At 68.6% G+C, this 20,580-nt stretch carries 20 protein-coding genes and 1 pseudogene; 10 read left to right on the top strand and 11 right to left on the bottom strand.

Features of this window, described 5'->3' with window-relative positions:
• Window positions 1–125: 125 nt before the first annotated feature.
• The 3 genes and pseudogenes from KFLA_RS32860 to KFLA_RS39755 form a co-directional block, all read left to right on the top strand.
• Complete coding sequence (locus KFLA_RS32860) at window positions 126–689, top strand: RNA polymerase sigma factor (protein WP_012924162.1); 564 nt, start codon at window positions 126–128, stop codon at window positions 687–689.
• On the top strand, window positions 686–1,477 hold the full coding sequence (locus KFLA_RS32855; protein ID WP_012924161.1) for a hypothetical protein: 792 nt from the start codon (window positions 686–688) through the stop codon (window positions 1,475–1,477). Before KFLA_RS32860 ends, KFLA_RS32855 begins: the two co-directional genes overlap by 4 nt.
• Window positions 1,478–1,866: 389 nt before the next feature.
• Window positions 1,867–2,304, top strand: a pseudogene (locus KFLA_RS39755) (ricin-type beta-trefoil lectin domain protein); the annotation flags it as partial.
• 49 nt (window positions 2,305–2,353) lie between these two features.
• On the opposite strand, the gene KFLA_RS39180 reads toward KFLA_RS39755, so the two are convergent.
• Window positions 2,354–2,725: a hypothetical protein gene (locus tag KFLA_RS39180; RefSeq protein ID WP_237706649.1), complete on the bottom strand. Its 372-nt coding sequence runs from the start codon at window positions 2,723–2,725 to the stop codon at window positions 2,354–2,356.
• 288 nt (window positions 2,726–3,013) lie between these two features.
• Between KFLA_RS39180 and KFLA_RS32850 the strand changes: the two genes are divergently transcribed.
• The 3 genes from KFLA_RS32850 to KFLA_RS32840 all read left to right on the top strand — a co-directional run bounded on the left by KFLA_RS32850 (window position 3,014) and on the right by KFLA_RS32840 (window position 4,731).
• The gene (locus tag KFLA_RS32850; protein WP_148256797.1) at window positions 3,014–3,652 is read left to right on the top strand and encodes a hypothetical protein; all 639 of its coding nucleotides are present in this window, start codon (window positions 3,014–3,016) and stop codon (window positions 3,650–3,652) included.
• Window positions 3,649–4,152, top strand: coding sequence for an RNA polymerase sigma factor (locus KFLA_RS32845; protein WP_012924158.1), 504 nt, complete (start codon window positions 3,649–3,651; stop codon window positions 4,150–4,152). The genes KFLA_RS32850 and KFLA_RS32845 overlap by 4 nt, the downstream gene beginning before the upstream one ends.
• A gap of 177 nt (window positions 4,153–4,329) precedes the next feature.
• Entirely contained in the window at window positions 4,330–4,731 is a 402-nt protein-coding gene (locus KFLA_RS32840; protein ID WP_148256796.1) for a hypothetical protein, read from the top strand.
• A gap of 780 nt (window positions 4,732–5,511) precedes the next feature.
• On the opposite strand, the gene KFLA_RS37695 is transcribed toward KFLA_RS32840, so the two are convergent.
• From KFLA_RS37695 to KFLA_RS32825, 3 genes are all read right to left on the bottom strand, one after another.
• Window positions 5,512–5,880 carry a hypothetical protein gene (locus KFLA_RS37695; RefSeq protein ID WP_012924156.1) on the bottom strand — a complete coding sequence of 123 codons (369 nt, stop codon included), beginning with the start codon at window positions 5,878–5,880 and terminating at the stop codon, window positions 5,512–5,514.
• 203 nt (window positions 5,881–6,083) lie between these two features.
• Complete coding sequence (locus KFLA_RS32830) at window positions 6,084–6,812, bottom strand: response regulator transcription factor (protein ID WP_012924155.1); 729 nt, start codon at window positions 6,810–6,812, stop codon at window positions 6,084–6,086.
• Between the two features lie 8 nt (window positions 6,813–6,820).
• Window positions 6,821–7,987: a sensor histidine kinase gene (locus KFLA_RS32825; protein WP_202797052.1), complete on the bottom strand. Its 1,167-nt coding sequence runs from the start codon at window positions 7,985–7,987 to the stop codon at window positions 6,821–6,823.
• Window positions 7,988–8,358: 371 nt separating this feature from the next.
• Between KFLA_RS32825 and KFLA_RS32820 the strand changes: the two genes are divergently transcribed.
• Together KFLA_RS32820 and KFLA_RS32815 are read left to right on the top strand one after the other, a co-directional pair.
• Complete coding sequence (locus KFLA_RS32820) at window positions 8,359–9,162, top strand: ABC transporter ATP-binding protein (RefSeq protein ID WP_012924153.1); 804 nt, start codon at window positions 8,359–8,361, stop codon at window positions 9,160–9,162.
• A gap of 144 nt (window positions 9,163–9,306) precedes the next feature.
• The gene (locus KFLA_RS32815) at window positions 9,307–11,412 is read left to right on the top strand and encodes an FtsX-like permease family protein (RefSeq protein ID WP_012924152.1); all 2,106 of its coding nucleotides are present in this window, start codon (window positions 9,307–9,309) and stop codon (window positions 11,410–11,412) included.
• 219 nt (window positions 11,413–11,631) lie between these two features.
• Here the strand turns inward: KFLA_RS32815 and KFLA_RS32810 are convergent, their stop codons facing one another.
• The 5 genes from KFLA_RS32810 to KFLA_RS32790 all read right to left on the bottom strand — a co-directional run bounded on the left by KFLA_RS32810 (window position 11,632) and on the right by KFLA_RS32790 (window position 16,949).
• Window positions 11,632–11,838, bottom strand: a complete 207-nt coding sequence (locus KFLA_RS32810; protein WP_148256794.1) for a hypothetical protein — start codon at window positions 11,836–11,838, stop codon at window positions 11,632–11,634.
• 128 nt (window positions 11,839–11,966) lie between these two features.
• Window positions 11,967–12,554, bottom strand: coding sequence for a TetR/AcrR family transcriptional regulator (locus KFLA_RS39500; protein WP_012924150.1), 588 nt, complete (start codon window positions 12,552–12,554; stop codon window positions 11,967–11,969).
• A 5-nt stretch (window positions 12,555–12,559) separates the two neighbouring features.
• On the bottom strand, window positions 12,560–14,152 hold the full coding sequence (locus KFLA_RS32800) for an amidohydrolase family protein (protein WP_012924149.1): 1,593 nt from the start codon (window positions 14,150–14,152) through the stop codon (window positions 12,560–12,562).
• Window positions 14,153–14,372: 220 nt separating this feature from the next.
• Window positions 14,373–15,656, bottom strand: a complete 1,284-nt coding sequence (locus KFLA_RS32795; RefSeq protein ID WP_012924148.1) for a hypothetical protein — start codon at window positions 15,654–15,656, stop codon at window positions 14,373–14,375.
• A gap of 9 nt (window positions 15,657–15,665) precedes the next feature.
• Window positions 15,666–16,949 (bottom strand): hypothetical protein, encoded by a 1,284-nt coding sequence (locus KFLA_RS32790; protein WP_012924147.1) that lies wholly within the window; start codon window positions 16,947–16,949, stop codon window positions 15,666–15,668.
• Window positions 16,950–17,200: 251 nt separating this feature from the next.
• Between KFLA_RS32790 and KFLA_RS32785 the strand changes: the two genes are divergently transcribed.
• Together KFLA_RS32785 and KFLA_RS32780 are read left to right on the top strand one after the other, a co-directional pair.
• Complete coding sequence (locus KFLA_RS32785) at window positions 17,201–18,259, top strand: hypothetical protein (protein ID WP_012924146.1); 1,059 nt, start codon at window positions 17,201–17,203, stop codon at window positions 18,257–18,259.
• Window positions 18,260–18,438: 179 nt separating this feature from the next.
• Window positions 18,439–18,885: a hypothetical protein gene (locus tag KFLA_RS32780; protein ID WP_012924145.1), complete on the top strand. Its 447-nt coding sequence runs from the start codon at window positions 18,439–18,441 to the stop codon at window positions 18,883–18,885.
• Window positions 18,886–18,964: 79 nt separating this feature from the next.
• On the opposite strand, the gene KFLA_RS32775 is transcribed toward KFLA_RS32780, so the two are convergent.
• Together KFLA_RS32775 and mraY are read right to left on the bottom strand one after the other, a co-directional pair.
• On the bottom strand, window positions 18,965–19,375 hold the full coding sequence (locus KFLA_RS32775; RefSeq protein WP_012924144.1) for a hypothetical protein: 411 nt from the start codon (window positions 19,373–19,375) through the stop codon (window positions 18,965–18,967).
• 67 nt (window positions 19,376–19,442) lie between these two features.
• The gene (gene mraY / locus KFLA_RS32770) at window positions 19,443–20,528 is read right to left on the bottom strand and encodes a phospho-N-acetylmuramoyl-pentapeptide-transferase (protein ID WP_012924143.1); all 1,086 of its coding nucleotides are present in this window, start codon (window positions 20,526–20,528) and stop codon (window positions 19,443–19,445) included.
• Window positions 20,529–20,580 lie beyond the last annotated feature (52 nt).

Raw genomic sequence — 20,580 nt, 5'->3', positions numbered from 1 at the left:
GACGTCGACAGCGACGGCGGCGGCGAGCGATGGAGTGGAGCGCCTTCCACTCGCTACGCGAAACTTGCGGGCATGTTTCGCCACACGACTCGACACACTCGGCTCGTGGCGGACAGGTACGAATCATGAGCAACCATTCACGCGCTCCCGACCGCGAGGCTCGATTCACCGCGCTCTACGAGGCTGCGTACGCGGACCTGATCCGGTTCGCGCGGCGTCGGGCGGATCGTAGCCGCGCCGAGGACATCGTCGCGGAGGCGTTCCTGGTCGCCTGGCGCCGACTGGACGACGTACCACGACATCCGGCGGATGCACGCGCGTGGCTGTTCGGGATCACCCGGCACACCCTCCTGAACGCACGCCGCGGCGCCGACCGCCAGCAAGCGGTCGCCGTCCGGCTCGCAGAGGCGGCTCCGACCCCGCAGCACGACGGCGACGCCGAGCTGGTGGCCAGCCAGGTCGATCTTGCGGCGGCCTGGAACCGGCTCTCAGCCATCCACCAGGAAGCACTCGCCCTTGCGGTTCTAGAGGGTCTCGCGGCACCTCAAGCCGCGGTGGTGCTCGGGATCTCACCTGTGGCGTTCCGACTTCGCCTCAGTCGCGCTCGGCGTGCCCTGCGGTTCCACCTCGATCACTTCCCCCGCACTGCGCCCGCCGAAGCGGGCATCGGCGAAAGGAACGGCTCATGACCCGCGTCAACGAACTCGACCTCCTCAAGACCCTCGACCCTGCCGTCGGCGACATCGACCCGCGCGGACTCCGCGCCCGCGCCGATCTCGAGCGGATCCTTGCGACGGACACCACGCCGCCCGGCGTCGGGCCTCGCCGCAACCGCCGGTTCGCCCCACGGCTGGCACTGGCCACCGGCCTGGTTGCCGCCACGGCCGCAGCTGCGATCGCCCTGCCGTCCGTATTCGGCGGCGACAAGGCCTTCGCCACCTGGACCGCAGCCCCCGCCGCGATGTCAGAACAAGACAGTGCGAGCGCATCTGCGGCCTGCCGCACCAAGTCCGCGGAGTACAGCCCCGGCCACCGTGAAGAACTGGCAACCGCTACGACCGCGCTCTCGGAGCGACGCGGCACCTGGACGCTGGTGCTCCTTGCCGGACGCAACGCCTTTGCGGCGCTGTGTATCAACGACGGCTCGAAGCCTTCCTTCCAGTCGTTCCACGGCTCCATCGGGTCGACACTGCGCGCAGATCGACCGGCCCGCCGAGAGATTCACCCGACCACCTTCGGAGCCGGCTCGATCGACGGTGAATTCCTGTCAGTCGCGGTAGGCGTAGCGGGAGCAGATGTCACCGGCATCACCTACACCAGTCCCAGCCGCGGCAAGGTCACAGCCACCGTCAGCAAAGGCCAGTTCGCCCTCTGGCTTCCCGGCAACGACTTCGAGCACGCTGCTCCTCGACGCGGTGTCCCCATCCAGCTCACCTACCGCGACGGAAGCACCACCGCAACCACCCTCAGACTCTGAAAGCCGCAAGAACACCACCGACGTCGCTGAGCCATTCTGTACGGGGGTCGGCTGGTTCAGTCAGGAGCGACTGGGGGGTTGAGACACAGATCGTCCGGCCCACCGGCGGGCTACGGCGCGGCTCGGACGCTGCGGGGTGCGGGGGATGCTCGACTGATGGGTCAGCGACCGGATCGCACGGTGAACGTTGCACCGGCGGGCCCAGTCGATGAACGGACCGGACTCGGAGACGGGCTTGGTGCTGGGGGTCATCGGTGCGGATGAAAGTGATCCGAAGTTCTTCTTGGTCTTCTCGAGATCCGCGCATGAATCCTGAGAGCTAGGAGCGACCCTTGAAGACTTTCGGACGACTGGTCACCAGCGGAGTATCGGCACTGCTCGTCGGGTCGGTGCTCACCGTTTCCGCGGAGACCCCCCCAGCGACAGCCCCGCCGGCAGCGACAACTGCCGCCGCAACACCGAGCAAGCACTTCGACCCATCGGGCGACAAGCAGACTGATGCCGCACCTGCGACTCGGGGTGGGGGTACCGGCCGGGAATCACAGCCGGTGGCCAGCGGTACGGCGACACTGGGCCGACCGGGCCCATATCGCATTCAGAGCAACGCGACGGGTCGACACTGCCTGGACAGCAATGGCGCTTACTACGACGGTGTCTACCTCGGCAAGTGCGTTGATGGAGACGCCGGTCAGAAATGGGTCATCTGGAACGGCGGGTTCATTCAGCGGTACAGCAACGCGAACCAGTGCATCGCGGGATATACCGGCTTCGACATCAAAACGGAAACCTGCGATGCACAGAAGCCCTATCAGTACTGGCGACATTGGGGCACGACCACCGGTGGGTTCGTCAAGAACCTCGGCTCTGGCCTGTGCCTCATCTCCTCGTCCCCACCGAGCATGTACTCGTGCGCGGGTCAGGATCAATCCCGGCTGGCTGTGGCAGGTACGACTGCGCGGCTGAACTCGACCAATGCGTCGGCGATCGTGCTGTGGTTGCTCGGGACGACCAGTCCCCGGTCGGCGGGCACTCGTCCGCGGTGATGGTCGGATCAGCGAATGTCCGGCAGGGACGTTCTGCGTCCAGGTAGGTCTTCGACCATTCGCTCAGGCCGTAGAGAAGCACCGCTCCCAGCCCGCCGGCCAGCGCGATCGCCATCGGCCTGGCCGGTCCCGGCGGCTGCGCCCAGAACATCAGCGCCCACAGCGCTGCGAGCAGCACGATGCCCAACTCGATGAAGTGCTCCATGAACGATTGAACGGCGTGCGGAGTACTGCCGGGACCATCCGGCGATGTACCGGTACCACTCACCGGTGACGTCCGGCACGTGCCCCCTGAACGTGGCCGGTCTGGCCCACGTTCAGGACCGCGAACGTGACGGCCAAGCCGAAGCCGATCGAGCTCGGAGTCGTGCCATGACTTCCTCTCGGACGGGTGGTCTTCGAGGGCTACCTGTCCGGGCCGGGCCGATTCGTCCAGTGAATTTCGAACCGGCCTGGACAAATCGGCGGGTGCCGGACAGGTAGGGATGACAGCATGACCATCCGGAGGAATCGCATGGATCTCGACCATTTGCTCGACAGCTCGGCCCCGCCGATCGCACGTCGCACCGCGGACCTGGAGCGTGAACTGCATCGGTTGGTTCTCGATGCCGAGTCCGCCGCCCGTCCACGCCGGCGAAGCCTTCGGATCGGTCTCGCCGGCGCGCTGGCCACTGTGGTGATCGGGGCAGGTACCGCCGGTGGGATGGCAGTGGGGCTGGTGCCGGCACCGCACTGGGTGCCCTGGACGACACCGGCGGGCAGCCAGTGTTCCATCGAGTTCACCGTGAGCCCGGTCGTCGACCTGCCGCCGGGCGACGGCGATGCTCGCTCGCGCGGGCACAGTGCGGCCGAGAAGCAGGCGGCGGTCGCTGAAGCGAACCGGTTCCTCAAGTCCTTCGACTACTCTTCGATCGACCAGGCTGCCGCCATCCGAGAGTTCCAAAAGGCAGAGGATGCCGCGATTGCAGGGCAGCCCGACCCGGCGGAGCGTCAGCCGCGGACGACGGGAGACGACCTTGTTCTGTCGGCAGTCGGCGTCGAGATCTGGGAACGTCTGGCAGCAGACTTGACCGCCAAGAAGCTCGAGCCGTACGCGTTGAACTACTCCACCGCGTACAGGTGCGGCGGATGACGCCTGAGCACACTGCTGAGTTTCGCGGTGCTCTGCGGCAGGCGGCCGACGACCTGCTTGCCTATTTCGAGCGGCGGGTAAGCATCCGCGACGACGCCGCGGACCTGCTCGGCGAAACCATGCTTCAGGCGTGGCGCCGGGCAGGCGACCTGCCACCTACGGCGGAGCGGCGCCGGATGTGGTTGTTCACGATCGCCGCGAACGTGCTCGGAAATCACCGTCGCTCCGCGCGGCGGCGCACCGCACTGGCCGGCCGGGTCCGCCAGCAGCTGGCAACGAGCAACGAACCGGACCACGCCGAGGCAGACGCGGTCCGGGACGCGGTGCTCCGGCTGGGGTCCGCTCAACGGGACCTGGTGCTGTTGGTCCACTGGGACGGCTTCAGCATCGTCGAGGCCGCGGAAATCCTCGGCCTGAACCCATCCACCGCCAGAGGCCGATACGCCGCGGCGCGTGACGCGCTCCGCACCGCTCTCAGCCCGACTGCAGCCAGCACCTGAATGCCCGCCGACTGCGGATCGCCTACACCACAGGGCCCGGGTGCAAGCGCTACCGCACCCCGGACTGGACCTACGCCACCCGACCCGGAACGCAGCGCGTACCGGCCCCGAGGGCCTGCGTTCGTCCGGGCCGCGTCAAGGCGTGGTGGGTGGGCGACGTACTGGGTGCTGGGGTGCGTGCTGGTGGTCCTGGGTGCGATGTGGCAGCTAGTGACGTGGGAGCGGGGCTGCGACCCCGCGCCGGTGGATTCAACGCGGCCGGCAGACGCCGCGATCGTCGTCGCGCCGGCATCCGCGTCGCCGGGAGGACTGGTCGCGGTCAGACTCACGACCGGTGCGAAGCGAACTGGTTTCCTCACGCTCGGTCGCGACGGGAAGGTGCTCTATTACCTCACCGCTGGCACCTCGACCGCCGAGCCGAGGTGGTACGCCGCGACCGACGTTGAGCCTCGCCACCTCGCCCGGCCGACACTCCATGGCATTGGCCCCCACCAACTGATCGTTCCGAACACGGCTCTCGACGGCACGTACCGCCTCTGCGCCGACCGGATCTGTACTTCGTTGACCGTCTCCCGCTGACGGACCTATGGCCCAGCACGAGCTTGGTCCCAAGGCTGATGAGTGGGACAGCGCTGGTCAGGCCGGCCGTAATCGCCGTGCCATCCCGCGAGCCGGGAGCTAAAGCCAGTACCCCAGCGAACACACCCGAGTAGGCCGGTTCGACGCGCAGACCGGTCGCAGTGGTGATTCCGGGGATCCACCAGCGGAACTGGAAGGTCCGGCGGATTCCACGGGAATGCGACCAGGCCGCGGCCGGCGTACAGGGTCTTGGAGGTGAGGCGCTGCCACGCGCCGGAGGTGTTCTTGAACTGGAGCGCGGCCTTCTGGATGTGCCTGGTCCGGATGGGCTACGCCGTGCAGTGCCACCCGAGAGTTGAGGGGACGAACCGTCGACCAGACTTCCTGGCCGAGAAGGACGGGAGTTCGATCGACCTCGAAGCGCGCTCGCCGGCGTCCAGCGACGTTGCCGTCGGCGCGGCAGCGCGGCTGAACACTGTGTACGAATCCCTCGACAGGTTGAAGAGCCCTGACTTCTTTCTCTGGATCGACGTCATAGAACAGGGAGACGGCCCACTCAGAGCGACCACAGTCGCACCTCGCCCCCGCGGCAGACCGCGCCGACGTGGTAGCCGTCCCACTTCAACCCGTAGCGGCAGCCGCCCGGCAGCGCCCGCTCACCAGGCAGTTGCTCGACCGCTTGGGCGAGGCCAACTCGACCGGGCCGAGCAGGTCGCTCGCCAATGAGGGCATGCCGCCATTCGTCGCTGAGCCCGTATCTGGAGCGGTCGGCGTAGCCGGTCAGCCGTGGTCGGACAGCGTGCGGAGAAGGTCCGCGGCCTCCTGCCGAACGGCCTGCACAGCTTGCGGATCGGCCGGCGACAGATCACGTTGCCTCTGCGCCCAGGCGATCTTGGCCTGGCGCCAGGCGGCGATCTTGGTGGCGTTCGGGCTCGGCGATGCTTCTTCGCGCCCGATCAGACCGGAGTAGGCGCCGACGACCTCGTTGATGACGTTCAGCGCCACCTCGTAGGACACACCCTCCTCTTCGGACCACGTAGCCTTCCCGAGCCCGCCGAGGATGCTCTCACTGTTCGGTGAGTCGCCTTCATTGGAGATGCCAGCGGTAGGTCGCGGCCGTGGCTCTCCGGTGTTGAACGAGTCTTTCATCAGCAGTCCTCCTGCATGGGCAAACCTCGGTCATGGCTCGGTGTGGGCCCCGCCCCGAGGCCCACAGACAGGATGCCAGGAGAGGGCCCATCCAGCTGTTCGTCATCCACAGGTGCCCGGCTGCTGATTCGCCAGCGTCGGACATCAACGCGCATGAGCCGCAGGTCGATCGCATGTTCAACCAGGTGGGCACAACGCGCGACCTATACGGGATCTGGCTTGCCGTCGGGGTAGCCGCGTGCCAGGCCGGTTCGGTAGGCGATGGCGACGAGTTGCGCGCGGTCTCGTGCTTCCAGCTTCGTCATGGCGCGCTGCACGTGAGCGCGAACGGTGAAAGGGCTGACGTACATCCGATCTGCGATCTCGAGGTTCGACAGCCCCGTCGCGACGAGAGCAACCATCTCGCGCTCGCGTGGAGTGAGCGCGACCAGCCGTTCGACGTCGCGCGGCGCGGTGTCGACGGGGGTGGCGAGGAAACGGGCGACCAGCGATCGGGTCGCGGCTGGGGACAGGAGGGCGTCGCCGTCGGCGATCGTGCGGACGGCATCGATCAGTCCGTCGGCGTCTATCCCCTTGCCGATGAATCCGCTCGCCCCTGCCCGCAGCGCTTGCGCGACGTACTCGTCGGTCTCGTAGGTGGTGAGGATCAGCACGCGGCTGGCGCGTAGGTCCGGGTCGGCGCAGATCTGCGCGGTGGCGGTGAGTCCGTCCATGCCAGGCATCTGGATGTCCATGACGACCACGTCCGGGTGTGTGCGGCGGGTCAGCGCCACGGCCTCCTCGCCATCGCCGGCCTCGCCGACGACGGCGATGTCGTCGGTGCTGTCCAGCAGAGTACGGAAGGCACCCCGCAGCAATGCCTGGTCGTCGGCGAGGACAACCCGCAGCCGGCGTCCGGCGTCTGGGTCGTCGTACTGTCCGTGATCGGCCACGTCTCGGATTATCGGCCCTCCCTGTCAGGTGCTCTGCCGGTCGTCCGTGCTCTGGACCCGGCGACGGGCAGAGGCAGCTGGGCGGCGACGATGAAGCCCCCATCGGGTCGAGGGCCCGCTGTGAAGCTGCCGCCGACGGCGGTGGTCCGTTCGCGCAACCCGATCAGACCGTAGCCGGGCGAATGCTCCAGCGGCGTGTGGGAACCGACGCCGTCGTCGATGATCCTGATGCCCACCCGCTCACGCTCCCACGTCAGGCGGACGTCGGCGCTACGAGCAGTGGCGTGCTTCGTCACGTTGGTCAGAGCCTCTTGGATGATGCGGTAGGCGGTGAGATCGACCGCCGGCGGCAGCGGTGTAGCAGTGCCGTCGTGGTGCACCGACACCTCCAGTCCCGCGAGGCGGAAGGACTCCAGGAGCATCGGCACGTCTGCCAGCCCGGGCGCCGGCTCACGTGGCGCAGGTGCGTCGTCGCGCTGACGCAGGAGTCCGACGGTGGCTCGCAGTTCGTCGAGGGCATGGCGCGTGGTCTCGACCACTTCGTCCAGGCTGGTGCGGGCCTTGTCCGGGCTCGTGCTGAAGAGATGAGCCGCCACGTTCGCCTGGGCGTTCGCCAGCGTGATCTGGTGGGCGACCAGGTCGTGCAGCTCGCGCGCAATGCGAAGTCGTTCCTCGCCAACCTTCCGGCGTGCTTCGCTGTCCCGGCTCATCTCGGCTTGCAGTGCCCGCTCCTCGACGTACGCCAGATGGGCCTGCCGGTGCTTCGCCAAACGCCCGAGCGCGGCCGCGACGAGCGGCGAGGAGGCCACGGTCACCAACCTGCTCGTGTCTTCCCACGAGAGGTCGTCCTCGAAGAACAATGTCGAGACCACGAGCAGCGCCGACGACGTCACGAGGGCCGCGACGGCGGTACGCCGCTCGGCGCGCATCGCCAGCGTGTAGGCGCTGATGACGACTGGGGCCATGGTGAGCGGAGTCGGCAGCAGTCCGAGCGGCGCGACGAGCATGCCGCACACCGTCGTGGCCGCCAGTGTGGGGACCGGTGCCCGGTGGCGCGCGAGCGTCACCGCCGCCGACGTTGCGGCCAGCAGATAGGCCGCTGCGGATGGCGGTGCCACCGTGTCATCGACCTGCAGCACGCTTCCCAGCAGGCACAGCAGGAATGCCGTGGCCACGATCGCCCCCTCGCCCCAGGACGATCCACCTCTGGGCACGAGGCGGCTACCTCCGTACGGCACGGTCGGCGAGCCTCACCGGCGGGCACTGCGGGCACTGCGGGCCGATGGTCCGCCACGTCCCGTGATGGGTGGAATGCCATCGCGCCGCTCCGCCCTCGACGTTCACCCGCGGCAGCATCTGTTCAGGGTAGGGCATGGCCCCCGCCGGCCAAGCGGCGTAGTGCGTCTGCACCAGACGCTGTCGGACCTGGTCCGGTGGCACCAGGACCAGGTTGGTGTTGACGAACGATGTGCACGAAGCGCGTCAGCGACAGGGTTGGTGACGAACGTCCGGCACCGGTCGGACAGCAATCGCAAGGAAATCTCTGATGAACACAGGCGACGCCATGGATGCAGTCGGGCTGACGAACGTGCGCAAGGTCTATGGCAAACGGGACAACGAGGTGGTCGCCCTCGATGGTGTGACGACGCAGTTCCGTCGAGGGACCTTCACCGCGATCATGGGCCCGTCGGGGTCCGGCAAGAGCACTCTGATGCAGTGTGCGGCAGGGCTCGATCAGCCGACGTCAGGTTCGGTCCTGCTGGAGGGTCACGAGATCAGCGAGCTGGACGAGACCGAGCTGACGAAGCTGCGGCGCGACCGCATCGGGTTCGTCTTCCAGTCGTTCAACCTGTTGCCGGTGCTGACGGTGCGTCAGAACGTCACTCTGCCGCTCCGGCTCGCCGGGCGACCGCCGTCCCGGAGCAGGGTGTCGACCGTGCTGGACCAGGTCGGTCTGGCTCAGCGAAGCAACCACCGTCCGTCGGAGCTGTCCGGCGGCCAGCAGCAGCGGGTCGCCATCGCTCGGGCGCTGATCAGCGAACCCGCCGTCCTCTTCGCCGACGAACCGACCGGTGCCTTGGACACCAGAACGGCGCAGGACATCCTTTCGCTGCTGCGGCACTCGGCGCAGACGGCCCACCAGACGATCGTGATGGTGACTCACGACCCGGTCGCAGCGTCGTACGCCGATCGTGTCCTGTTCCTCGCCGATGGTCGGCTGGCCGGGGCGCTGCACGCGCCGACAGCCGAGTCCGTCGCCGAGCGCATGACCCACCTGGGCGCCTTCGCCGACGATCGGGCCCTGCCGCTGCCTCGCCTGGAGAAGACGCGGGGAGGGCAGCACCGATGATGCAGCTTGCGCTCCGCACCCTGCGCTTCCGAGCGGGGATGTTCGCCGCCGCCTTCTTGGCCATGTTCTTCGCGGCGGCCATGATGATGGCCACCGGGCGGCCTCATCGAGACCGGGACCCGCTCGGCGGTAACCCCGCAGAAGATGGCGTCGGCAGACGTCGTCGTCGCCGGCAACCAGGAGTACCGCGCCTCCGGCGGCGATCCGGACGAACCACCCATCCTGCCCGAGCGCGTCCGCATCGACGCCGGCCTCGAGAACACGCTCTCGGCGCTGCCGGGGGTGCGAGAGACCACGAGCTACGTCTTCGAGGGCGAGGCGCCGACGGGGACCGTCGATGCGATCGGCGTGGTGGCCGCGCCGGGAACAGACGTGGATGAGCTGCAGAAGCGGATCGACGCTGAGCTCGACGACAGGGCCGTGACCCTCGTCGGAGACCAACGGGGACAGGCGGAGCTGCGCGACGCCAAGGCGAGTGGGGTCACCGTGATGGCCCTTGCCGGCGTCTTCACCGCCTTCGCGCTCCTGGTGTCGGTCTTCGGGGTGTCGTCCATGCTCGCCCTGTCGATCACCCAACGGCAGAGGGACCTGGCACTGCTACGGGCCATCGGTGCGACCTCTCGCCAGCTGCGTCGGCTCATCTTCCGCGAGACGCTGATGCTTTCGCTGATCGCCACCGCACTGGCAGTGCTGCCCGGTCAGCTCCTCGGCAGGTTCATGTTCGATCTGCTGGTCGATCGTGGTATCGCCGCTGAGGGCGTCGTCTTCCACCAGGGTTGGATCCCCACCGCGGCCGCCATGGCGGTGGCGGTCGTCGCCGCTCTGGCCGGTGCGTTGGGCGCAGGTCGGCGGGTCTCTCGCATCAAGCCGACGCAGGCACTGGCGGAGGTCTCCGTCGACGGGAGACTGATCGGTGCGGGACGCCTGCTCCTCGCAGTCATCGTTCTCGGCGGCGGCATCGGACTGACCATCGTCACCATCGCCGTGATGAGCGGACCACTCACTCCGGCCACTGGCGCGCCGGCCGTGATTCTCCTCGCCATCGGAGCCGCCCTCCTGGCTCCGGTCCTGACCAAGATCACCACCTTCGTCTGGCAGTGGCCTGTCCGTGCGGTCGGCGGCGTGACCGGCCAGCTCGCCGTCCTCAACGCCAGGGGCCGAAGTGGCCGCCTGGCAGCCGTGATGGCCCCGGTCATCCTGCTGACCGCGGTGTCGACAGGGTTGCTGTACCTGCAGACGACGAGTGATGAGGCGGACCGACGGGCTTTCGCGGACAACCTGGTCGCGGATGCCGTGTTGACCACCGAAGCCGGATTCGATGCGGGCGTGGTCGAGCGGGTCAACGACTTGCCCGGCGTCGCCGGCGCCTCGGAGTACATCGACAGCCTGGGGTTCATCGAGGATCCGGAGGACAGCTCTCCGTCGAACGAGGGTTGGAACCTGCAGGGCGTGTCCTCCGTGGGCGCTGAGGCCACCACGCCGGTGAAGATCACGGCCGGCTCGTTCGCGGACCTGCGGGACGACACCATCGCGATCGACGAACAGCATGCCGAGAGGTTGGGCGTCGACCTCGGCGACACGATCACCCTCAGGCTGGGAGACAACAGGGCTCTCGACGTCCAGGTGGCCGCGTTGTTCTCCGCTCCGGACGACTACGACACGCTGTTGCTTCCTGCGGACACCCTCGCTGCCCACACGACGGCGGGCGTCGCGACCCGAATGCTCGTCTCGTTCGACGAGGACACCGACCCGGCGCGGATGGAGACCGAGCTGACCGACTGGGCTTCTGCCCAGGACGGCCTCACCGTGAGCGGCCGCGACGTTCTCCTCGGCGAGTTCGACGATCAGAAGAGGACCGCGAACTTCGCGATCTACATCATGGTGGTCATGATCGCGGGGTACTCAGCCATCACGGTGATCAACACCCTTGCGTCGAGCATGACAGCTCGACGGCGGGAGTTCGGCATGCAGCGGCTCGCGGGCTCCACCCGTGGCCAGGTGATGCACATGGTGGGTCTGGAGGGAGTGATCGTGGCTCTCAGCGGCGTCGTCCTGGGCACCGCTGCGGCTGTCGCGATCCTGGTGCCCGTCAGCGTCAAGCGGCTCGACTCCCTGCTCCCTGTCGGATCGCCGTGGATCTACGTGACGACGGTCGCCCTGACCGTGTTGCTGACCTTGTTGGCGATGCTGCTGCCCGCATGGCGTGCGACGCGAGGCCGACCGGCGGAAGCGGCGCTCGCTGTCGAGTAGCCGGCACCGCGCCTCGGGCGGCCTGTCGGTGTGACAGGTCGCCCGAGCTCGGTGGGGGCCGGCGGATCCGTGACGTACGGACCCTCGCCCGCATCAGGATCGAACGGTCCCTGAGCCACCGCTCAGGCGGCGCCGTCCGTGGAGGTGCTGTCCGGTCGCGCGGTCAGTCCACCCACCTCCAGGTCAGGCCTGCCCGGTCAGTTGTGGCTAGGCCGGGCGTCAGCGCTGCGAGCGGCTCGGAATGCGGTCGACGAGGCGCTCGAACAGGCCGTAGCCGGCCAGGCCGAAACCGCCGAGCGCAAGCAGGAACGCACCCACCGCGACGTCGATGTTCACCGGCCGCAGCACGAGGCCGATGACGGTGAAGATCACGCCGATCACGGTGAACCAGGCAATCGTTCGGCGGCCCATGGGCGTGTACCTCATGGCGGCGATGCTAACGGTCCGCCGAGTCATCAGAATGCTCAGTACGCCGTACCGGAACGTGGTCGGTTCGATCAGGACGTCGTGCGTTGGTCAGGGACGATCCGTTCCTTGAGCAGGGACTTCGATCATCACCTTGGCCGGCCGGCGCTGTGCCGGCCGATCTCGGCGAAGGCGTGGGCGAGTTGGCTGCCGGTCACGACGTGGTCGGGGTCGATCAGGCTTTGGGCCATCAGGCCGGTGAGAAGGGCCTGGTAGAGCGAGCCGACGGCCCAGGTGGACTCCGCGTTGTCGGCATCGAGGGGATGGCCGAGGTTCTGCAGCAAACCGTCGCGTGCTTGGCCGAGCCCGGCGAGGATGCGTTCGCGCACGGCGGGAACCTGATCCGCGCTGGCGATGACCTCGAACGTGACTGCCCACAGTCGCCGGTTGGCGAGCGCCGACTGGAGCAAGCGGTCCCAGGCGACGGCGAACCGCGCCGCCGGTTCCAGTTGCTCATCGGAGGCGCTCAACGCATCCTCGACCTGCCGGCCCCACTCCTCGGTCAGTTGCACCAGGGCCTCGGTGAGCAAGGCTTCCTTGGAGCCGAAGTGGTAGCCGATGGCGGCCATGCTCACGCCGCCGGCTGCCTCGGTGATGTCGCGGACCGTCGTCTGGGCGAAGCCCTTGGTCTGGAGGCATTTCCTCGCGCCGGCCAGCAGTGATTCCCGGTTGCCCATGGCGCCTACCCTAGAGCGGCGGCGTGTCCGCGCTCGCCGACGGACCTGTCTCCGCCGGCTGCCGGCCGTTGCCGCGGCAGGTGACATCCGCAGCCGCCGTGGTACCCGGCGTTCGCGTCGGCGGCCCCGGCGGCGCGCTTGGCGTCGGCCAGGAGTTGCTGCCGCATCGTCGGCGTGATCAGCCGGCCGCCGGCCACCACCGAGTCGATGCGGCGGAGGTTGGCCGTGGTGGCGAGGGGATCGGCACCGAGCAGGACCAGGTCGGCGAACTTGCCGCGCTCGACCGTGCCCAGGTCGTCCGCCCGGCCCAGCGCCTCGGCGGGCGTCAGGGTCGCGGCCCGCAACGCCTGCCACGGCGTCAACCCGGCCCGCTCCAGCTCGACGAGTTCGTCGTGCATGCCGAAACCGGGGTACGAATAGATGAAGCCCGCCTCGGTCCCCGCGAGCAGACGTACGCCGGTCGCCTGCATCCGGGCGACGAGGTCGAGGCGCAGATCGTAGAGGCGGCGCTGTTCGGAAATCTCCCGCGGCGTCCGTCCGGCTAGGTAGATCTCCTCGAGACCGTACGTCCAGAAGTCCCGCGTCTCCTGAGGGATGTACACAAGCCGCGGGTCGTCGGTGTCGACGTCCTCCGGCCGATCCGCCGTCAGGTGCATCGTGAGGGTCGGATCGACGAACGTGCCGGCTTCCGCGAGCAGGTCCAGCAGTCGCGACCGCCGCGACGGGTCCTGCTGGGTCATCGCGGCGTACTCGATCGGGTGCAACTGGCGGAACCAGCTCGCGTAGTCTCCGGCGGCGATGCGGACGGCGGCCAACCGGGCCCACACGGCGTCGGTGGAGATCGCGCAGCCGAGCGCCTGGAGGTGCTCGATCGTGCTCAGGCCGGAGCGAACCGCCTCGGTGACGGTGACGCCGTCCGGCAGGTGCCCGGCGACGGAGAGGCCGGTACGCCGGGCCTCGGTCATGAGCGCGCGGAACGCGGCCGGGGAGACGCGGGAGTAGATCTTCACGAAATCCGCACCGCTGCGCCGGATGCGGTGCAGCGCCGCGCGAACGTCGCCTGCGTCCTTGACCACGATCGCGCCCTCGGTCTCGCCGGGCCCGAGCAGCAGGGACGGGTAGCCGTCGACGATCTCGCTGCCCACGGTCCATCGCGGGCCCAGGAGTTCGCCGCGCTCGATTGCCTTGCGCCAGCGGTGGATCTCGGGCGTCCCGGCCATCTCGCGGACCGACGTCACGCCGTTCGCCAGGTGGAGTGACGGGGTGATCCGCACCGACGCCGCGGGGCTGTGCACATGCATGTCCGCCAGCCCCGGAATCAGGAACTTGCCGCGTCCCCCGACAACGGTGAACCCAGACGGCACCGGAAGCGCGCCGCTGCGGTCCACGGCGCAGATGCGCCCTCGGTCGATCAGGACCGTCATGTCGCGGCGAGGACGTGGCTGCGTGCAGTCGATCACGTCGACGTGAGTGATCGCCAGCGAACGATCGCCCGAGCCGGACTCACCGGGACGGGGCTCCTTCGACCGCCACGGGCCGGCGATGCCCGCTGCCATTCCGCCGATCAGTACTGCGCGTCGCGGCAACTGCTGGGACATCGTCGCTCCTGGGTGCTCGGGGCCATCCCGCTCGACCCTAAGGCCAATTTGCGCAAGTGTCTAATGCAATTGTCCAACCCATCGATACCTGTGCCGCGAATCTGGCTGAACAGCTGCGGCATGGCCACCGGCGGGCAGGCAGAGCGTCCGCGCAAAAAGGGCCAGCGGCGCCGAGGATCTCGGTGGCGCCGCTGGCCGTCGTCCGGTCTCGGTGCGACGGTTACGACACCGTCAGCGAGAACACACCCGAGTACGCCGGTTCGACCCGCAGGCCGGTCGGGGTGGTGCTCCCGGGGATCCACCAGCGGAACTGGAACGTTCCGCGGATGTTCCACGGGAACGCGACCAGGCCGCGGCCGGCGTACAGGGTCTTGGAGGTGAGGCCCTGCCATGCGCCGGAGGCGTTCTTGAACTGGAGCGCGGCCTTCTGGGTGCCGGCGGGGTCGACCCAGAGGTAGGCCTGGGGCTGGGTGCCTACCTTGACGGCCGGTTGGATGAACCTGGCCGAGACGACCCGGGTGGAGGAGCGGACGGTGCGGGCCGGGCTGGTGGCGGGCTGCATCGAGGAGGTGCCGCCGACCGTAACCCGGTACTCGCGTGTGCCCGGCGTACGCAGCGAGAACTTGTAGTTGCCTGCAGCATCGGTCTTGCCGGGGCCGACGGCGTACCAGGGACCGGTGGCGGAGTTCCGCGCCTGCAGGGTGATCGCCGTGTTCGCGCGGACACCGCCGTCGGCGTCGAAGCAGATCGGCGGGACGTCACCGGGCGGCTTCGGGTTCTCGTAGATCGCCCGGGCGCCGACCTTGCCGGTCAGCGTGGTCGTCGCGCCGTACGGCGAAGTGCTCGAGGCGTTCAGCGCGACGCTGCTGCTCCCGATCAGCCGCCAGTCCAGCTCCGCGGTGCCCCACTCGTTGTACGCCAGGGTCCTGATTTCCATCGCCCGCTGCTTGCTCAGCACGCCGTTCGGCGCGGTGCTGGGCGTGGTGTACTCGATCCGGCACCGGTCGTAGGCCCACGGCTGCTCCCCGCTCATCAGCCGCAACCCGTACGTCGTCGGCTTGGCCGAGTCGAGCGGGTCGTTCGGCGTCGTGTCGGTGACCTGGTCCGGCGGGACCGACCAGGCCAGGTCCCCGTTCGCGAGGTAGCTGATCCGTGGTACGACGCGGTCGCGCTGGTAGCGGTCGAAGTACGCCGAGCGGGCGATGTCGCCGCTCGGTTCGGACACCACGATCCGCGCGGCGCTGGTGCCGGCCGTCGAGGGCTCCAGCGCGGCTGGTTCGAGGACGAGCTCGTTCAGCTGGGCCGCCGATGGGCTCCCCAGCAACAGGTCGTCGGCGCCGTCACGTTCGAGCGAGACGGTGTTGGGCGCGGCAGAGGTCTCGCTCCAGCTGATTCGGACCTTGCCGTCGGTGGTCCAGGCGAGCCGGACGTCCGCGGCGAGCACGGACGGCGGCGCGGTCAGCGTGGTGGAGAGCAGAGTCGCAGCGAGCAAGGAAGTCATCATCAGTGGCACCTACCGAACTGTGAGAGTGAAGACGGGGCTGTACACGGCGTCGACCGTCGGACCGGTCGAGCCGGGGACCCACCAGCGGAACTGGAACGTGCCGCGCGCGTTCCAGCTGAAGGCAACCAGCCCTCGACCGGCGGACAAGGTCTGGTAGGTCAGGCCCTGCCAAACCCCGGAAGCGTTCTTGAACTGGAGCGCAGCCTTCTGCGTGCCGGCCGGGTCGACCCACAGGTAGGCCTGCGGCCGGGTGCCGGCGGTGATGGCCGGCTGGATGAACTTGGCCGAGACGACCCGCGTCGTGGTGCGGACCGCGCGCACCGCTGAGGCCGCGCCGAGATCGACGTAGCGCGAGTAGAGGATCTCGGGTTGGTGCAGCCGGAACTCTCGAGCGCCGCGATTCACCAAGGTGGCGGTGACGTTCCCGTCGCCGCGCTGCTGGGGAAGGGTCCCGACCAGGTACCACGGACCGGTGCTGGAGTCGCGCGCCTCCAGACGGGTGCCGTCCAGCGGCCGGTCGGCGATGCTGCAGCTCCCGGTCGTCGGCGTGAAAGTGATCCGCTTCTCCATCGACCGGCCGGTCAGCACCAGCGGTGCGCCGTACGGCGTGCTGGTGGGCGCGGTGAGCGACATCGTCGCCGTCGTCACCGGCAGGCTGAACCCGTAGCGGCCGTTGCGTCCCCACTCGTTCACCGACCTGACCACCAGCGCGGCGGCCTGATCGGCGGCGGGCACGGGGCCGGTCGTCGTACTGGTGTTCGGTCCTTCGATCACGCCGCAGCCGGCGAGCACCCGCGGCTCCTGGTCGACGAGCAGCCGCGGCGTGTACCGGGCGATCAGGTCGAGGTCGAGGGGATCGTCCGGTGTGGTGTCGGCCGGCAGGAAGTGTGCGTCGCGCCAGGTCCACCGCCCGTCGGCCGCGAAGTTCAGCGCCGGCTCGATGCCCGGCAGGAACCGGTCGAACGCCGGTGAGCTCGCCTCGCCGCCGCCGGTGGAGCTGACGACGATGCGGCCTTCGTCGTACTGCGCGGACGAGCCGAGGTGAGAGGTGTTGATCAGGACCTCGTTCGGCTGGGCCGCGGTCGTGGCGCCGAGGTCGAGCTGGTGCGCGCCGCTCTGGAAGCGCAGCGTGTTCGCGACTGGCGTCGATTCGGTCCAGGTGATCCGGATCTTGGTGTGTGTGGTGTCGCTCCAGGCGATCGTCACGCCGTCCACGGTCGCGGCGGCCGCCGCGGGCAGTGGATGGGTGACGAGCGCCAGACCCGCCGCGGTGGCGAGGATTCCTTGCAGCATTCGATCTCCCCAGTAGTCGTCTACGGGGCTCGATGCAAGGCTGCGCGGAAAAGTTGTACTCCGTCCGATGGGCACCCAGACGAACGAGTTGGTCGGCGTACTGGCCGACGACGGCCGGTGCGTGCGCCACGGGCCTTCGTGATCCGGGAAGGGTGACCGGTGCGGCCCACCACGGTGGTCACGCATTCCTGTATCTGAGCCGTCAGTTTTCCGCTAGATTGACGCCTCCGTCGTTGAGAGGGTGGGGACAGATGGTGTGGTCGATGCGCGGTGTTCGATGCTTGCCGCAGCTTGCCGGTCTGGTCGCGGGTGTCGCGGCAACCGTGATGCTGATGCCGCCTCCGGCGGCGGCGGCGCCAAGCGTCCGGGACAAGACAGGCGGCTGCACCTGGGTGGTCAACGAGCTCCCGCTACCGGCAGGGTGGAGTTCCGGGCACGTGCGCAACAGCGACCGCCACCACTCGTTTGCCGGCTACGGCGTCGATGCGGACGGCAGGACACGCCCGTTGGTGTGGCACGACGGCGAGGTGACCGTGCTCGATGCTCCGGGCGGCACGGACGCCACCGCGCAGGACGTGAATAGCCATGGGGACGTCATCGGCGTTACCCAGGGTGAGGACACCCCGTCGCGCGGAGTCCTCTGGCGTGGTGGCCAGGTCATCGACCTTCCGTTGCTGCCCGGCGGCTACGCCGTGCCGACGGCGATCAACGACGCCGGCCTGATCGTTGGCTACGCAGTAGCCGGGGGCGCCAGCCACGCCGTCGCCTGGACTGCGGACTCCCCCCACTCGATTCAGGATCTCGGCGTGATGGCGGGCAATGCCTACCTCACCGACGTCACCCAGCACGGCGCCGTCGTGGGGTGGGTCGAGGCGGTCGGAGAGTTCAGGCAGCAGGCCATCAAGGGCACGGTCAGCGAAGGACTGACGACGCTGCCCGGCCCTGTGTCCGGCTCCAGTTCGGTCGCACGCGCCGCCGCAGGTCCCTACATCGTCGGTACTGCCGTACTGACCGGTGGACCCGAGGACTTGGGCCAGGCGGTGGTGTGGGCACCGACCGGCCCCCGTGCCCTGCCGGGGAACCATCCCACCGCGGCCGGGGTGAACGACCACGGAACGGTGGTGGGATTCGATGCCCACCTCGGTCCGGTGATCTGGGTTGGAGACCAGCAGCAACCGCTCCCCGCACTCGCCGCCGGCGACCCCTTCTCCACTGCTGCCTCCGTAGTCACCAACAACAACACAGCCGCGGGCAACAGCGCAGACGCACAGGGCCGTACCCGTCCGGTGACCTGGTCCTGCACAGCCTGATCGCGGCAACGAGCCGTCAAGTGAACCGCCTCCCCGTCGATGTGCGTCCCGCGGTGCGGCTCGGCAGCCCGTGCTAGCTGCCCGATCCTGAGTGGCCCGTGCCTGTGCAAAATTTCTGCCAGTGCGCGGGTCGGCTCAGGTGTGAGCGACTCCGCGCCATCGCGCTCGGGAGCGCCGCCGTGGTGCCGACATCGGCCAGCGCCGCCGACCTGATCGCCAACCGGACGAAGCCCTCGGCGCCGCGCGACGACAACGACGGCTCCGCCAAGATGACCACCTACCTGCGCTACACCGGTGCCTCCACGATCAGGCTCCGCGACACCAACGTCATCGACTACTGCCGCTACACCGCCAGCGGTCGGGGTGACGGTGAGGGCGCTTACGTGCTGCTCCGGATCCAGTTCCGCGACGGAACCCGGACCGACCGCGCCGTCGTCGCCGACACCAACGGCTGCGGCAACGGCGTGACCCACCGCTCCTCGTACGCCGTCACCACCACAAAGCGCATCGACCGCGTCTGGGTGATGCTGCGCGAGCGTGACGGCGGTGGAGGCGACGCGGACGGCGTGACAGCAGGCGAGTTCGTCGGCGGCGGCATGGCGTTCTTCGACAACCCGTACACATAGGACCTAATCTCGTGGCGGCCGGCGCCGCTGCACTGAGCGCGCGCCGGCAGATCCCCGCCGTTCGATCCCCTCGCCGGAGCTACACCGGAGAGGACAAATTCACTCGCACTCGTGCGGTGACCCAGAGGTCAGCTGGGTCCATCTGGGTCACTGCCTGCAGCGTGACGGACGCCGGCTCGGTGCGCAGCGTGTGCGCCTCGCGGTACTGGTATCGGAGGTGCTGCGTCCAGGCCGTGGACAGAGCTGCCTCGACTTGTGCGGCGGTGACGCCGGGCTTTGCCGTTGCCGCGGCGTCGATCAGCCACTCGCCTCGTTCGTTTCGCTGGACGACGGCGTCATCCCACAGTTCGTGTGGCTGGTCGGCGTAGGTCGTATCACTCAGCAGAGCCAGAAAGTCGACCTCCATACCCAAGAGATTGTCACCGTCACTGGGCGGTCCGGACTCACAGATCTCTCGTTTTTGTTCGTCGAAGACCGTCGGGCTCAGCATGTGCAACAGTCTGTCGGGTCCGCGGAGCAGGTGGGCTGCTGGGGGCGCCGTCCACCTGCGGGTCGGCTCAGGTCAGCCAGGAGGCGTAGAAGATCCCGAGCCCGGCGGCGACGCAGATCCCGGCGACGATCCAGAACCTGATCACTACGGTGACCTCGTCCCAGCCCAGGTGTTCGAAGTGATGGTGGATGGGGGCGATGCGGAAGATGCGACGCCCCGTGCCGGTGAGTCGCTTGGTCAGCTGGAAGTAGCTCATCTGCAGGAGCACGGACAGGGTCTCGAGCACGAACAGTCCGGCGACGACGGCCATCAGGAGCTCGGTGCGCGACATGATGGCCAGTCCGGCCAAGGCGCCGCCGATGGCCAGGGAGCCGACGTCGCCCATGATGATCCGTGCGGGCTTGGCGTTCCACCAGAGGAAGCCGACGCACGCCGCGGCGATGGCGGCGGCGAAGACCGCGAGGTCGAGAGGGTCGCGCACCTGGTAGCACTGTGCCTGCACCACGGTGGGCCGCGAGGAGTCGCACAGCTGGTTGTTCTGCCAGACGTTCACGATGGTGTACGCGCCGAAGATCAACGCCGAGGAGCCCGCGAGCAGCCCGTCGGCGCCGTCGGTGAGGTTGGCGCCGTTGGAGGTCGCGGTGACGATGAACCAGATCACCAGCAGGATCACGACCAGGGGCAGCTTGATCCCCCAGTCGTGGGTGGTGGAGATGTACTGCGACGCCGGCCGGACGCCTCGCTCGTCGGCGAAGAACTGGGTGGCCAGGATCCCGAAGGAGAGCGCGACCAGGGTCTGACCCGCCATCTTGGCCCGACTGCTCAGACCCTGGTTGTTCTGCGTGTAGACCTTGATGAAGTCGTCGAGGAACCCCACCACTCCGCAGCCGAAGAACAGCAGCATCAGGAGCCAGGCGCTGGCACTCGGGGACCCGCCGGTCACGATCGTTGCCGTCAGATAGCCCGCCGCGGCACTCAGCAGGATGAGCAGACCGCCCATCGTCGGCGTACCCCGCTTGACATGATGCGTCGTCGGCCCGTCCTGCCTGATCGGCTGGCCGAAGCCACGACGGGTGAACCAGCCGACGGCGACCCGGGTCCCCAGCAGGGAGCAGATCGCCGCCAGCCCGCCGCTCAGCAGTATCGCCCGCACAAAACCCAGCCCCCTCGGCCGTCCGGCCCGCCGCCCGTTCTGGAGTACGAGC

Source organism: Kribbella flavida DSM 17836, from assembly GCF_000024345.1.
Lineage (GTDB): Bacteria > Actinomycetota > Actinomycetes > Propionibacteriales > Kribbellaceae > Kribbella > Kribbella flavida.
This window is presented reverse-complemented; position numbering and strand designations above follow the sequence as displayed.